The sequence below is a fragment of the Aquirufa sp. genome (genome assembly GCF_044342065.1).
GTDB lineage: Bacteria > Bacteroidota > Bacteroidia > Cytophagales > Spirosomataceae > Aquirufa.
On sequence record NZ_JBIIQN010000013.1, the window covers coordinates 22,287 to 36,304 of the forward strand.

The 14,018-nt window shown below is 39.6% G+C and carries 14 protein-coding genes; 9 read left to right on the top strand and 5 right to left on the bottom strand.

The window, feature by feature from the left end:
• Window positions 1-30: 30 nt before the first annotated feature.
• The gene (locus ACIQZ2_RS06515; RefSeq protein ID WP_395768044.1) at window positions 31-441 is read right to left on the bottom strand and encodes a hypothetical protein; all 411 of its coding nucleotides are present in this window, start codon (window positions 439-441) and stop codon (window positions 31-33) included.
• A 268-nt stretch (window positions 442-709) separates the two neighbouring features.
• Here ACIQZ2_RS06515 and ACIQZ2_RS06520 point away from each other — a divergent pair, with 268 nt between their 5' ends.
• Entirely contained in the window at window positions 710-2,161 is a 1,452-nt protein-coding gene (locus ACIQZ2_RS06520; RefSeq protein WP_395768045.1) for a S8 family peptidase, read from the top strand.
• 3 nt (window positions 2,162-2,164) lie between these two features.
• Window positions 2,165-3,271 carry an acyltransferase family protein gene (locus ACIQZ2_RS06525; RefSeq protein ID WP_395768046.1) on the top strand — a complete coding sequence of 369 codons (1,107 nt, stop codon included), beginning with the start codon at window positions 2,165-2,167 and terminating at the stop codon, window positions 3,269-3,271.
• On the opposite strand, the gene ACIQZ2_RS06530 is transcribed toward ACIQZ2_RS06525, so the two are convergent.
• Genes ACIQZ2_RS06530 through ACIQZ2_RS06540 form a run of 3 tightly spaced genes read right to left on the bottom strand, consistent with a single transcriptional unit; the run spans window position 3,268 to window position 6,338 of the window.
• Window positions 3,268-4,191 carry an ROK family protein gene (locus ACIQZ2_RS06530; protein WP_395768047.1) on the bottom strand — a complete coding sequence of 308 codons (924 nt, stop codon included), beginning with the start codon at window positions 4,189-4,191 and terminating at the stop codon, window positions 3,268-3,270. The genes ACIQZ2_RS06525 and ACIQZ2_RS06530 overlap by 4 nt on opposite strands.
• A complete protein-coding gene (rsgA, locus tag ACIQZ2_RS06535; RefSeq protein ID WP_395768048.1) occupies window positions 4,172-5,104 on the bottom strand; it encodes a ribosome small subunit-dependent GTPase A in 933 nt (310 codons plus the stop codon). The genes ACIQZ2_RS06530 and rsgA overlap by 20 nt, the downstream gene beginning before the upstream one ends.
• A complete protein-coding gene (locus ACIQZ2_RS06540; protein WP_395768049.1) occupies window positions 5,091-6,338 on the bottom strand; it encodes a 3-deoxy-D-manno-octulosonic acid transferase in 1,248 nt (415 codons plus the stop codon). Before ACIQZ2_RS06540 ends, rsgA begins: the two co-directional genes overlap by 14 nt.
• A gap of 64 nt (window positions 6,339-6,402) precedes the next feature.
• On the opposite strand from ACIQZ2_RS06540, the gene ytxJ reads away from it, so the two are divergent.
• The 7 genes from ytxJ to ACIQZ2_RS06575 all read left to right on the top strand — a co-directional run bounded on the left by ytxJ (window position 6,403) and on the right by ACIQZ2_RS06575 (window position 13,600).
• Window positions 6,403-6,729: a bacillithiol system redox-active protein YtxJ gene (gene ytxJ, locus ACIQZ2_RS06545; RefSeq protein ID WP_395768050.1), complete on the top strand. Its 327-nt coding sequence runs from the start codon at window positions 6,403-6,405 to the stop codon at window positions 6,727-6,729.
• Window positions 6,729-7,535 (top strand): hypothetical protein, encoded by an 807-nt coding sequence (locus ACIQZ2_RS06550; RefSeq protein WP_395768051.1) that lies wholly within the window; start codon window positions 6,729-6,731, stop codon window positions 7,533-7,535. The genes ytxJ and ACIQZ2_RS06550 overlap by 1 nt, the downstream gene beginning before the upstream one ends.
• Before the next feature lie 11 nt (window positions 7,536-7,546).
• Window positions 7,547-8,416, top strand: coding sequence for a lipoyl synthase (gene lipA / locus ACIQZ2_RS06555; protein ID WP_395768052.1), 870 nt, complete (start codon window positions 7,547-7,549; stop codon window positions 8,414-8,416).
• Window positions 8,417-8,425: 9 nt separating this feature from the next.
• Complete coding sequence (locus tag ACIQZ2_RS06560) at window positions 8,426-9,616, top strand: lycopene cyclase family protein (protein WP_395768053.1); 1,191 nt, start codon at window positions 8,426-8,428, stop codon at window positions 9,614-9,616.
• Between the two features lie 61 nt (window positions 9,617-9,677).
• The gene (gene metK / locus ACIQZ2_RS06565) at window positions 9,678-10,934 is read left to right on the top strand and encodes a methionine adenosyltransferase (protein ID WP_395768054.1); all 1,257 of its coding nucleotides are present in this window, start codon (window positions 9,678-9,680) and stop codon (window positions 10,932-10,934) included.
• Between the two features lie 106 nt (window positions 10,935-11,040).
• Window positions 11,041-12,159 (top strand): VWA domain-containing protein, encoded by a 1,119-nt coding sequence (locus tag ACIQZ2_RS06570; protein WP_395768055.1) that lies wholly within the window; start codon window positions 11,041-11,043, stop codon window positions 12,157-12,159.
• Between the two features lies 1 nt (window position 12,160).
• Window positions 12,161-13,600 (top strand): AAA family ATPase, encoded by a 1,440-nt coding sequence (locus tag ACIQZ2_RS06575; RefSeq protein WP_395768056.1) that lies wholly within the window; start codon window positions 12,161-12,163, stop codon window positions 13,598-13,600.
• Between the two features lie 30 nt (window positions 13,601-13,630).
• On the opposite strand, the gene ACIQZ2_RS06580 is transcribed toward ACIQZ2_RS06575, so the two are convergent.
• Complete coding sequence (locus tag ACIQZ2_RS06580) at window positions 13,631-13,963, bottom strand: HPF/RaiA family ribosome-associated protein (protein WP_395768057.1); 333 nt, start codon at window positions 13,961-13,963, stop codon at window positions 13,631-13,633.
• Window positions 13,964-14,018 lie beyond the last annotated feature (55 nt).

Sequence of the window (14,018 nt, forward strand, 5' to 3'; positions counted from 1 at the left end):
TAAGGTGAACAAAAAAGATTGTCCAAATTCCTAAATCAAATAAATCTGCAAATATGCCCTACCAGACGATGGGTGAAGGGGTTGAGGAAGCTGACGGTAATCGACCTTTACAATTAGCCAATTTATAATCGCATGGCTAAATGCCTCACGCGAAAAAAAAGTTACTGATGAAATGATTTGCGATTCCTTCTTTTGAAAAACAGATACCTGTTGCTTAACCTGAAAATGCTTATGGTGACAGCAAGATGCGCGAGATAAGAATGATTTACCCGAATTTCCTCCAGATTTGGAATTCTGACAACAACGTACCTTGGAGCTCCAGGAAGATTTTTGAACACCCGTAAATACACAGGTAGATTGTGTCCACGATAAACCTACACTTGACACGAAAAGCCAAGCAACTAAAAAGTATAATATGCTACGTTGAATAAATGTGCGCATTACCTATGGTTTCGAAAGAATTTAAACGAATAAATCGCATTAATTGTTCAAATTCAACCCAAATATAGGTAAATTAGACCAAATGAAAAGAGCAACCCTTTTTTATCTTCTTTACCTGTATTTGACATTTTTCCTAAATGAAGGCGCATATTCTCAAGCAACTAAATTTCGGTATTTGGTATTATTCAAAGACAAAAAGAACAACGGATACGCTGTAACCCAGCCTCAGTTATTCTTAAGTTCGCGTGCCATTGAAAGGCGGACTAAAATGAAAATCAAAGTTAATGAACAAGATTTACCTGTTAATCCAACCTACCTAAACCAATTAACTGCCCAAGGTGCTCAAGTACTCTATCCACTAAAGTGGGTTAATGGCGCGGTTGTCAAAATGGATCAAACAACCCTAAAAAGCATATTAAATTTAAGCTTCGTAAAGGGATACTACAAAAATATGGCCTTGGATTCCCTGCCAAATCAATTAAAAAACACCTTAAACCGTACGATAATTACTGATGCCCAACCAGATTATGGTACATCCATGACTCAAATAACTCAATTGGGTGTCGATGCCATGCATAAATCGGGATTTCGAGGAGAAAATATCCTAATTAGTTTATTAGATGATGGCTTTTTAGATGCTAATAAGATTCAAGCGCTTGCCGCTTTATATCAAGAAAAAAGAATTTCAGCAACCTTAACTACTGACCCAACAAGAAAGTCGGTATACGAATCAGGTTCCCATGGCACAGCCGTATTAGGTACCATAGCAGCGCAAGTTCCAGGGAAACTTTTTGGAACAGCTTATATGGCTAAATTTGCACTGGCGCAGACAGAGGAAAGCCAACATGAATTACTCGTCGAAGAGGCTAATTGGCTTCGAGGAGCTGAATGGGCAGATAGTTTGGGAACCGATATTTTAAATTCCTCGCTTGGATATACAAAATTTGACAACCCCATTTATGACCACGCTTACCAAGATATGAACGGAAAAACAGCACTAAGCACATTAGCTGCTGTATGGGCGAGTAGACGAGGTATCATTTGCACCATTTCGGCGGGGAATGAAGGGGCTGGGAACTGGAAATTCATCTCATCCCCAGCAGATGCAGATTCCATTTTAAGCGTAGGAGCTGTAGATCGTTCTGGATTAAGAGCATCATTCAGCTCCACGGGGCCTAGCTTTGATAAAAGAATCAAACCAGACGTCTCCGCGATGGGCCTTGGTACGGTTGTAAGCCTTTCCAACGGAAATATTTCAAACGTGAATGGAACATCCTTTTCCGCACCTTTAATGGCAGGTTTAGCAGCAGGTCTAGTTCAAGCTCATCCCACAAAGAATGCATGGGAAATCATGCAAGGAATGCGTAAATCAGGTACTTTAACGCTTAACCCTGATAATTTATTAGGCTATGGAATTCCGCATTTTGAACGTGCAAGCAAGATAATTAACCCCATATTGGGAAATGAACCACAAAGAGTTGAAAATATTAAAATATTCCCTAACCCAACAAGCACTGGCCAAGCCATACAGATAGAACATCATGCCTCAGGTTTGGTAAACCTAGAAATCATATCACCACAAGGTGCTGTTATCCAAACACTTACCAATATCCCCCCGAAGGCAGAAATTTTCCTTCCGCCTTTCGTTTCTGGAAAATATTATTTTAGATTTACATCAGATAACGGTGTTCAAGCCATACCTGTATTACTAAACCTATAAATAATGAAGTCAAGATTTTTATCATTGGATATTTTCCGCGGGATAACTTTGGCGAGTATGATTTTAGTTAATACTTCAGGGAATGGCGACTTTACATATGGACCACTGAAACATGCTGACTGGCATGGATTTACCCCTACAGACCTCGTTTTCCCCACCTTTTTATTCATGGTAGGTGTAGCCATGCGATTTTCTTTCAAGGCACATAATTACACATTGACACCACTTGTAAAAAGTAAAATCATTAAACGGACGATTTTACTTTTCTTGATTAATTACGTGATTTTTTACTTCCCCTTTACAGACTTTTCTTTTGAAAAATTGCGATTCTTAAATGTATTGCCAAGAATCGCACTTTCATATTGTGCCGTTTCTTTTATTACCTTGGGATTTTCAAATCAATGGCTCACACGCATAAATATCCTGATTTTACTTAGTTACTGGGCCATTATGTTCTATTTTGGTGATACTGGTGTACCGTATGAACTCGGATCCAATGCCGTGTTAAAATTGGATTTGTTTTTGTTCGGCCCAAATCATCTATATGACGGCAATGGAATTCCTTTTGATCCGGAAGGACTTTTAAGCACATTACCTGCCATTTCAACCTGTTTGTTGGGTTACCAAGCTAGTATTTTCCTTGAAAAACAGCAAGCTATAAATAGATCGCCCTTACCTAATTTATTGGTATACGGCCTGATCCTCATAGGCATTGCGATACTATGGGATAAGGCCTTTCCAATCAACAAAAAGCTTTGGACTAGTTCATTTGTGCTGCTTTGTGCAGGTATTGACTTCATCCTTATCGGATTAATAAGTTGGTGGGTGGAAACAAAAGCACGTCCTTTTGCCAATACATTCTTCCTAGTATTTGGGAAGAATTCAATTCTTGCATATGCGATATCCGAAGTATTAACCATCCAAATGGGAAAAATAGAGGTAACAGAAAGCAATGGCGTTACCGACCTACCCTCATGGTCTTATTGGCATTTTTTTGAACCCATATTTGGAAAATACAACGGCTCATTGGCATTTGCAATCAGCTTCATGCTTGTTTGCTGGACTCTATGTTATATTTTCTACCGCAAAAAGTGGTTCTTGAAGGTTTAGGCAAATAACATGGCTGCACCAAAAACCCCTGCGCTATCGCCAAGTTTGGGCTTAACAATTGGCGTTAAGACTTCTCTTGAATTGAATATATATTTCCTTATGCGGTCATATCCTTCGGTGTAGAGCAAATCGATGTTCCCTAAACCCCCACCTACGACAATAACATCAGGATCAATGACATTGATAAGCGTGGATACTGCCCGACCGAAATTTTCCAACATGCGTTCCACAGTAGCTTCAGCAACCGGGTCAGATTTAGCCGCATAAAGCCGCATAATTTCGGGCATGCGTTTAGATTCACCGGTTTGATTGAAATAAAACTGCTCCAATGCCGGCCCTGAAATAACATGTTCAACACAACCAGCCTTACCACAATAGCAAGGTGTACCACCTTCCTCTAAAATGTTATGTCCCCACTCGCCTCCGATACCATGTAGCCCTTGAACTACTTTGCCGTGCGCTACTAGTCCACCGCCAACACCCGTACCCATAATGATACCAAATACCATTTCAGCTGATGGATTGACTTCTTGAACAACGCCCAATAAGGTTTCAGCCAAGGCAAAGCAATTGGCATCATTCGCCAATTTAACCTCACAAGCTAAAATTTGCGCCAAATCCTTAGCCATTGGCTGGTCATTCATGCAAACCGTATTACAGTTTTTCATGGTTTGAGTCCTCGGATTTAAAACGCCAGGGGTGGCAAAGCCAATATGTGTAGGACGCTGACCCAATTTAGAAGAAACGATATCCACAAGAATCTTTACCCGCGCTAAGATATGCTCGTAGCCCTGGCCAGCTTCTGTATCTATTCGTTCACGAATCAAAACTTCTGATGGTTTTGCTGCGTTCAGGACGGCACATTCAATTTTGGTGCCTCCTAAATCAATACCCCATAAATTAGCGTCGGTTGTCTTCATTTTCGAATATACTTAAATAACTTAAATAGCGACTTGTGGAAATATCCCCTTCATCTACAGCCTTACGCACCGAACACGCTGGTTCAGATAAATGAAGGCAATTATTAAACTTACATTTTCCCAATAAGGCACGCATTTCAGGAAAATAATGAGCTAAATCCGATTTTTCCATTTCAAATATCCCCATCTCGTTGATGCCAGGACTATCAATCAAATAGGTCCCCGGATTCATTTCCCACATGGTAGAATACGTGGTCGTATGAACCCCTTTTTGGGCAAAATCCGAAATTTCTTTCGTTTTAATATTTAGGTTCGGGGCAACAATATTCAATAAACTTGATTTCCCTACACCAGAATGACCAGCAATTAACGATACCTTTCCTTGAAAAATAGCTTTAAACTCCTCTATACCTTGATTAGCCGGAATGGAAGTAAATAATATTCCATAGCCTAGTTCTTGATAAAGAGCCGCATATTCAAAAACTTGATCTTTTTCTTCCTCTGAAAGTAAATCCATTTTATTAAAGACAATTTGAACGGGTATTCGAAAAGCTTCCGCGGTAACTAAAAAACGATCTAAAAAGCCTAAAGAAGTTTTAGGTGATTTTAATGTCATAACGAAAATAGCCTGATCAACATTGGCGGCCATTAATTGGCCTTGAGCGGTCTTATGAACTGATTTGCGAATGATGTAATTTGTTCGAGGTAAAATTTCTTCTATCACAACGGTCTGATTAGTAATATCCTCCATCGCATACATAACCTGATCCCCTACCGCTATTGGATTTGAAGTTTTGGGTCCCTTCAGCTTAAATTTCCCCTTTAATCTGCCCGCAAAAACTTTTCCTGTTTCCGAACGAATTTCATACCAAGAACCCGTCGAACGCATAATGAGTCCTTTATTTAATTCCATGGCTATTTTCGTTCAAGTAATTCATGATTTTATCCGTTGCACCCGCTTGCAATGCCACAAAGGTGCGCGCCTGAACTTGTTTGTTGACAAATACATCCTCTGCATCATAAATTTCTTTCATCTTGTGCGCAAGGGATGCTGTACCTTCAACAGGGTAGGCCAAACCAAATTCGACCAAATCCCTCGCCTCTTTAAATTTAGTGTAATTTTTATTACCAAAAAATACCGTTGGCCCAAACACACTCGCCTCTAAAGTATTATGTAATCCCATACCAAATGCCCCACCAATAAATGCGAAAGATGCGCCTCGGTAGATTTGAGACAGATAGCCAATTTGATTTACGATTAATACCTGGGCATCTTTTTGGGGTGCATCAGTAGAAAACTGGGTTTTCAAATGAATCGCCGACTCCCACTTTTTCAACTCTTCAAGATGAATTTCATGAGGTACAATCACCCATTTAAAGGGAAACTCTTTTGAATTAATGAGCGGAATCAAAACGTCCATATCGGACTGCCAGGCAGAGCCTACGACCATAAATGCTTGTTGGTCCACAAACTCATCCAATACCTTCCATGGTTTCGGTTGACGTAAATTCTGCACAACGCGATCAAAGCGGGTATCCCCACCAATTTGAACATGTTGAATATTAATCTTTTCCAACATTTTTTTTGATTCTTCATCTTGCACAAATATTTGCGAAAAACAGCCCAGAAGTGAACGAAAAAAACCTCCATACCACTTGAAAAAAACTTGATTAGGGCGGAAAATTGCAGAAATCAATAAGGTTGGGATTTGGCGATTAGCCAAGCCCTGTAAATAAAAATACCAAAATTCATATTTAACAAATAGGGCTATTTGAGGATTAACTAAATCCAAAAATCGCTGGCTTGAACAAGATCCATCCAAGGGTAAATAAGAAACATAATCTGCACCGGATGTGTTTTTCCGAATCTCATAACCTGATGGCGAAAAAAAGGTAAGCAATATAAAATGGGCTGGATACTTACTGCGAAAGGCTTCCATGACGGGTTTCCCTTGCTCAAATTCTCCCAATGAAGCCACATGAAACCAGGCAACGGGTCGCTGATTCGTAGAAAAGATACTTTCTAAGCCTTCCCATACTTCAAATTGGCCTGCATTCCATAATTGAGCTTTGGGATTCACATAGGAAACAAGCCGAACCAATTGTCGGTATAAAAACAAGGCAAAAGAATACAACCAAACTCTCAAGTTTTTACTAAATTTGATGTTGAATCAATAAAATTACTAAATAAGCATCATACTGCCTCAAAAAATGAATTGGATTCCCCTAACTACTGAAGCCCAACTAGATGAAATTATCGATATGTCTGCATCAAAGCCGACGTTAATCTTTAAACACAGTACACGTTGTTCTATTTCATCCACAGCGCTGAATCGATTGGAACGGGCTTGGGGTTCAACTCAAACTTCGGCTTATTATTTAGACTTAATTGCATATCGACCTATTTCAGGATTGATTGCAGAAAAATTTAACGTAGAACACCAATCCCCCCAAGTATTGGTCATAAACCAGGGAAAATGCAGCTATTCTGCAACTCATTTGGATATTTCAATGGATGAAATCAAACTTCACTTGTAATGATACGGTATTCCCTGCTTCTTCTATGCTTTATTTTTTCCTTGAACTCTTGGGCTCAAAGAAAAGCAACGTCAGCAGAAACTACCTTGCAAATATCGAGTAAACAACCTAAATCAACGAAAACAAAACTGCCCATAGATAAGCTTTCTAGCACGTGGGCATTGGGCATAACTACGACCACAAACTCGGGAATTATTGGTGGATTTAGCCTCCGTAAATATTGGCTTAATGGCCAAAATAGTCAGTTTTTCGCCCAATTAGATGCGGATGCAATCAATGATTATCGAGAGTTCACATCTCCATATTCCTTTAATGGACGAACATATACAGAAGGAAAGTTGAATCAACTAATTGTAATTCGGCCTGAATTAGGAAAACGTTGGACTTTATTGCAAAAATCTGCCCAAGGTGGTCCCGCGTTAAATGGCATTTTGTCAACTGGACCAAGCATTGGATTACAAAAACCGTACTATGTTGATATTTCTTACACAAATACCACCACCTCAAGTACCGCAACTTTTGCCGTCCCTTACGCCCGAACCTTAGACAATTCGTATCCTAAATCATTTATTATTGGCTCAGCGAGTATTTTTGAGGGAATTGCTGAAATAAAACCCATACCGGGATGGCACATAAAATCTGCTATAAATCTCGAATTAGAGTCATTTAAACAAAATCACATGAGCTTGGAACTTGGATTTTGTGTCGATTATTTTAGTAAACCCATCGAAATGTTAAACCAAACCGAGGGTCGTAACGTTTATACGACTGGTTACCTAACATTTTTCTTTGGAAAAAGTCAATAAACGCCTAAATCATGATTGAATTACCTCAAGTAAATCCAGTACCTACAAATCGCAAGCCCGATTGGCTTCGAGTTAAACTCCCAATCGGTGAGAATTATTCGAAAGTACGTAAGCTCGTGGATGAGTATAAATTGCACACCATTTGCCAATCCGGGAATTGCCCAAACATGGGGGAATGCTGGGGTGAAGGTACTGCAACCTTCATGATTTTAGGAAATGTATGTACAAGATCATGTACCTTTTGTGCCGTAGCAACGGGAAGACCACAGGAATATGACGAGGATGAGCCTAGACGTGTGGCTGAAGCGATTCAATTAATGCAAGTAAAACATGCGGTAATAACATCGGTCAATCGCGATGAATTAAAAGATAAAGGAGCTGAAATTTGGTATCAAACCGTGCGAGCTGTCAAAGAAACGACACCTGCCACGACTATTGAGACCTTAATTCCAGACGTAAAGGCAAATTGGGACGCCTTGATTCGTATGATTGAAGGAGGACAAGAAGTTGTTTCTCATAACATGGAAACGGTGGCACGTTTGTACCGTTATGTACGTCCACAAGCTAAGTATGAGCGGAGTTTGGAACAAATCAAACGAACAAAAGAATTTGGGAAACGCAATAAATCTGGCATTATGCTGGGATTGGGTGAAACCCAAGATGAAGTTTTTCAAGCCATGGATGATTTAGTGGCCCATGGGCTTGATGTGTTGACTTTAGGACAATATTTACAGCCAACTAAAATGCACCACGAAGTCATTGAATGGATTCATCCAGATACGTTCGCGATGTACAAAGAAGAAGGACTTAAGCGCGGGCTTGCTTACGTGGAATCCGGTGCCTTAGTCCGTTCAAGTTATCACGCAGAACGACACATTTAAATGAGCGATATGCCTACACATAATCTGCCTACATACACCTATATCCTAGCGGGTGGCGGTATGGCCGGATTATCGTTGGCATATTACCTCAATCAAAGTAGCATACCCTTTGATTCGATATTAATCATAGATCAGGCTGAGAAAAATACCCGGGATAAAACCTGGTGTTATTGGTCAGATCAACTAGAAACCTTTGACTCGGTGGTCGAACATTCCTGGGACCAGCTTTGGTTTCATTCATTCGACAATCGGAGTGACAAATTCTCGATTCTACCCTTTAGTTATCGTAAAATACAAAGTGATTCCTGGTACGCATTTATCCAAAAAGAGCTGAAACAAAATCCAAAAATTCAGTTTATTCAAACTAAGGTACTTGGCTTTTCATACGAAGGGCGTTTTGCTAATGTTCGAACAGATGCGGGTGAATTCACCGCAACCGAAAAGATTTTTGACAGTATTAGTGCCTTTCCTTGCGAGCTTGATAATCCGCAGCATCTTAAGCAACATTTTGTGGGGATTACCATAGAGGCCAACTTCCCAATATTCGATCCGGAGGCAGCTCATTTATTTGATTTTAGAATCGCCCACACAACAGCGTGTGAGTTTATTTATGTATTGCCAACTTCAGATCGAATCGCATTATTTGAGCACACCTATTTTTCAGGCCAACTGAAAGAAAAGCAGCATTATTTGGATCAAATAAAGGCCTATTTATTCGGTGCCTATGGATTGGGTGAAGATGATTATTTAATATTGGAGGAGGAGTCGGGTATTATCCCTATGACCATGTCGGATGCGGAACCTCAAAATTTATATACGAAAATCATACAGATTGGAACCTCGGGAGGATTTGTTAAATCGACAACTGGGTATAGTTTTTTACGGACCCAACGAAAATTAAAAGAACTGGTGACCAACTTAGAAATAAGACATTTAGATGTGCCAGTGAATGAAACAAAACCATTCAAGAAATGGATGGATCGAGTGTTTCTACAAGTTTTGATAGACCAAAAAATAAAAGGAAACCGCGTGTTTGAATCGCTATTTCAAAAAAACAAACCCCAACTTATTTTACGATTTCTCGAAGAACAAACCACGATGCGGGAGGATTTAAAATTAATGACGAGCGTTCCTACCCTCCCCTTTGTACAAGCAGCACTAAAAATCGGGTTAACTAAGCTACCTTTTCCTAGAAAATGATTGCCTTGCCCGAATATAAATCTTAAATTTGCACGTTTTTAAATCTAACAACCAATACCCAATGGCTTATTTATTTACTTCAGAGTCAGTATCCGAGGGGCATCCCGACAAAGTAGCTGACCAAATTTCAGATGCGTTAATCGACCATTTTATGGCGTTTGACCCAACTTCTAAAGTAGCTTGTGAAACGCTGGTTACCACAGGTCAAGTTGTTTTAGCTGGTGAAGTAAATACCACAACGTATTTAGATGTGCAAGCCATTACACGTGAGGTAATCCGCAAGATTGGTTACACTAAATCAGAATACATGTTTGAAGCTAACTCATGTGGTATTTTATCAGCCATTCATGAGCAGTCGGCCGATATCAATCAAGGCGTTGACCGAGCGAATCCAGAAGAGCAAGGAGCAGGTGACCAAGGAATGATGTTTGGTTTTGCAACAAAAGAGACAGACAATTACATGCCTTTGGCATTGGATCTAGCCCATAAAATCCTTCAAGAATTATCCTACATCCGTAATAACGAGCCTAACTTAATTGGTTATTTACGTCCGGATGCAAAATCTCAAGTAACCATCGAATACAGTGATGATCATACGCCACAACGTATTGATACCATTGTTGTTTCGACACAACATGATGACTTTGCTACGGAAGCGGATATGTTGGCCAAAATCAAAAAGGACATCGTTGAAATCGTTATTCCTCGCGTTAAGGCAAAATTAAAGCCTGCATTACAAGCTTTGTTCAATGATGCAATTACTTACCACATTAACCCAACAGGTAAATTTGTGATCGGTGGACCACACGGAGATACCGGTTTAACGGGCCGTAAAATTATCGTAGATACCTACGGTGGAAAAGGAGCGCATGGAGGTGGTGCATTTTCAGGTAAAGATCCATCCAAAGTAGATCGTTCAGCAGCTTACGCGACACGTCATATTGCGAAAAACTTAGTTGCTGCAGGATTATGTGACCAAGTATTAGTTCAAGTATCCTATGCGATTGGTGTTGCTAAACCATGTGGTTTGTTCATTGATACGTACGGAACAGCAAAAGTAAACTTAACTGACGGAGAAATTGCACGTAAAGTAGAAGCTATCTTCGATATGCGTCCATACTTTATTGAGCAACGTTTAAAATTACGTAACCCAATCTATTCTGAAACTGCTGCTTATGGCCATATGGGACGTAAGAATGAAGTTGTTACGAAAACATTCCATGGTCCAGGTGGTCAAAAAGTAACTAAAGAAGTGGAATTATTCACATGGGAAAAATTAGATTACGTTGATGCCGTTAAATCAGCATTTGGAATATAAATGTAGAATCTATTGAATTTAAAGGTGCTCCAAAGGAGTGCCTTTTTTTTATGATTTAAATACGAATTTATTTGAACAAATTCAGGATTAATAGAGTTAACTAAGCATGAGCACGAAAGGTAAAAAAGGTTTTTATTTTAAAGAATTTGAGGAAAAAAGCATCTCTCCTTTCGATAAACTCTTTGGTATTTTCAAAGAGCTGATCACACATACATCCGGGGATTTTGATGAAGCAATAGAATGGCTTCGAGAATTAGATAAGGAGTACGAATTAACGGATGAAAATTACACCATTGAGGATTTCATAGAAGACCTTAAAGCCAAAGGATACATTCGTGAAGAAGTAGACGAAAACGGAGGTTCAGGCATGGGAATTACAGCAAAAACCGAAAGAGCTATCCGACAAACAGCATTAGAAAACATTTTTGGAAATCTTAATAAAAGTGGGGCCGGAAATCACAAGACCAAAGCGTCTGGTCAAGGAGATGAATTGACAGGTGAATTTAGATCCTATCATTTTGGTGACAGCTTAGAAAAAATCTCATTGACTGAAAGTCTAAAGAATGCACAAATTAACCATGGAATAGGCGAATTTGAGTTAACAGAAGAGGATTTAGTGGTAGAGGATACGCAATATAAATCTCAAATGAGTACTGTTTTGATGATCGACATCAGCCACTCCATGATCTTATATGGGGAAGATCGAATCACTCCAGCTAAAAAAGTTGCTATGGCCTTGGCGGAGTTAATCACCACGCGATATCCGAAAGATACCATTGATATTCTCGTTTTTGGAAACGATGCTTGGAGCATTTCAATCAAAGATATCCCCTATTTAAAAGTAGGACCATACCATACGAATACGGTTGCCGGGTTACAATTGGCCATGGATATACTTCGCAGAAAACGCAATACCAATAAGCAGATTTTCATGATTACGGATGGAAAACCGAGTTGTGTAAAGGAAAAAGATGGCACTTATTACATGAATAGTAATGGACTTGACCCCTATGTGACAGAAAAATGTTACACGCAGGCGGCCCAAGCACGTAAATTACATATTCCCATTACCACTTTCATGATTGCCCGAGATTCCTATCTCCAACAATTTGTGGACAAATTTACAGAAGCAAATCAAGGGAAAGCCTTTTATACAGGTTTACGTGGTTTAGGTGAAATGATTTTTCAAGATTACGAAACGAATAGAAAGAAAAGACTAAAATAAGATGATCAACACGTTAGGTGAGTTAAAAGCTTCTGGCTACGAGAGTAAATCCATTAAAGATGAATTACGGGACAATTTAATACAGCACTTGCAGGCTGGAACTACTGTTTTTGAGGGTGTACATGGATTTGAAAATTCAGTGATTCCGGAATTAGAACGTGCCATCTTGTCGCGACATAACATCAACTTACTCGGACTTCGCGGTCAGGCAAAAACGCGTTTGGCACGATTAATGGTGAATTTACTAGATGAATACATTCCGTTTGTTGCTGGTTCTGAGATCAATGATGACCCATTGAGCCCTATCTCACGTTTTGCGATTAACCTAATCGAAGAGAAAGGGGATCAAACGCCTATCGCTTGGTTACATCGTTCGGATCGATTCGCAGAAAAATTAGCCACCCCGGACGTAACCGTTGCCGATTTAATAGGTGATGTGGATCCCATCAAAGCGGCAAATTTAAAGCTGTCCTATGCAGATGATCGTGTCATTCATTTCGGAATGATTCCACGGGCTAACCGGTGTATTTTTGTTATAAATGAAATCCCGGATTTACAAGCGCGTATTCAAGTAGCCCTTTTTAACATATTACAGGAGGGAGATATACAAATCAGAGGATTCAAATTGCGTTTGCCATTGGATGTACAATTCATCTTTACGGCAAATCCAGAGGACTACACGAACCGCGGGAGTATCGTAACCCCATTGAAAGATCGAATAGGATCTCAAATTTTAACCCATTATCCCGAGAGTATTGCTGTTGCGCGAAAAATATCCTCACAAGAAGCGCGCTTAAATGCATCCCAAACAGATCGCGTTTACATACCCAATCTTGCGTATGATTTACTGGAGCAAATCATTTTTGAGGCACGTCAAAGTGAATACATTGACATTAAAAGTGGAGTCAGTGCGCGAATGAGCATTTCGATGTTAGAAAGTTTAGTAAGCACAGCAGAAAGACGTGCATTATTGAACAAAGAAACGCATACGAGCGTGCGTTTAGCTGATTTTATGGGCATCATTCCAGCGATCACAGGCAAAGTAGAGCTTGTCTATGAAGGTGAGCAAGAAGGGGCCGCATTTGTAGCTGAGCAATTAATTGGATCAGCCATTAAAACATTCTTGCCCGGCTTATTCCCAAAAATTGAAAAGCTAAGTAAGAAAATAGAAGAAAGTCCATACAGTAATTTGTTAGAAGCAATATTCTCAGATGGCGGCATGGTCTTATATGATGAGGCGGCAGATAAAGATTACCAATCTACGTTGGACGAATTAAAACCGCTGAAAGCTTTGATTTCAAAGTACCAACCTGATACATCAGCTAAAGACCGTTATTTTGTTGGGGAGTTCGTGTTATGGGCATTAGCTGAGCATCATAAACTAGGCAAAGAGCGCTTGCAGGATGGTTTCCAGTTTAAAGACTTATTGGGAATACTATAAAAAAAGCGCCCCGATTGGGGCGCTTTTAATTTATTCAATGGTAAGACTGAGCTTATCCGTTTTCACTTGATTAATTTTAGATTTAAATCTTTTTATTTGCTCGGCTAGCGCATTTAAGGCTAAATCTAGAGCTTCTTCAAAAGAGCGAGCTGTTTCCTTGACAAATAAAATAGCACCAGGAACAGCAATTTTAATTTCTAATAACTTTTCTCGCATTTTGCCTTCGCCTCTGGCAAGTTTCAAAAATACCTCTCCGCCGGTTATTCGATCATAAAAAGTATCTAATTTATTCAACTTAGCTTGAATGCTATCCAACAATTTACGATCAGCACTGAAGTGAATGGCGTGTACTTGCACTTTCATAATCATTAAAATTAAAGGGTGAATAAGATGCTTTGGGAATCTTAGCAAAGCCACC

What these genes read in the sequence shown, in the direction of transcription:
- metK (WP_395768054.1), top strand. Translation starts at nt 9,678, where the DNA reads ATGGCTTATTTATTTACTTCAGAGTCAGTATCCGAGGGGCATCCCGAC.
- ACIQZ2_RS06570 (WP_395768055.1), top strand. Translation starts at nt 11,041, where the DNA reads ATGAGCACGAAAGGTAAAAAAGGTTTTTATTTTAAAGAATTTGAGGAA.
- ACIQZ2_RS06580 (WP_395768057.1), bottom strand. Translation starts at nt 13,963, where the DNA reads ATGAAAGTGCAAGTACACGCCATTCACTTCAGTGCTGATCGTAAATTG.
- lipA (WP_395768052.1), top strand. Translation starts at nt 7,547, where the DNA reads ATGATTGAATTACCTCAAGTAAATCCAGTACCTACAAATCGCAAGCCC.
- ytxJ (WP_395768050.1), top strand. Translation starts at nt 6,403, where the DNA reads ATGAATTGGATTCCCCTAACTACTGAAGCCCAACTAGATGAAATTATC.
- rsgA (WP_395768048.1), bottom strand. Translation starts at nt 5,104, where the DNA reads ATGGAATTAAATAAAGGACTCATTATGCGTTCGACGGGTTCTTGGTAT.
- ACIQZ2_RS06550 (WP_395768051.1), top strand. Translation starts at nt 6,729, where the DNA reads ATGATACGGTATTCCCTGCTTCTTCTATGCTTTATTTTTTCCTTGAAC.
- ACIQZ2_RS06515 (WP_395768044.1), bottom strand. Translation starts at nt 441, where the DNA reads ATGCGCACATTTATTCAACGTAGCATATTATACTTTTTAGTTGCTTGG.
- ACIQZ2_RS06520 (WP_395768045.1), top strand. Translation starts at nt 710, where the DNA reads ATGAAAATCAAAGTTAATGAACAAGATTTACCTGTTAATCCAACCTAC.
- ACIQZ2_RS06525 (WP_395768046.1), top strand. Translation starts at nt 2,165, where the DNA reads ATGAAGTCAAGATTTTTATCATTGGATATTTTCCGCGGGATAACTTTG.
- ACIQZ2_RS06530 (WP_395768047.1), bottom strand. Translation starts at nt 4,191, where the DNA reads ATGAAGACAACCGACGCTAATTTATGGGGTATTGATTTAGGAGGCACC.
- ACIQZ2_RS06575 (WP_395768056.1), top strand. Translation starts at nt 12,161, where the DNA reads ATGATCAACACGTTAGGTGAGTTAAAAGCTTCTGGCTACGAGAGTAAA.
- ACIQZ2_RS06560 (WP_395768053.1), top strand. Translation starts at nt 8,426, where the DNA reads ATGCCTACACATAATCTGCCTACATACACCTATATCCTAGCGGGTGGC.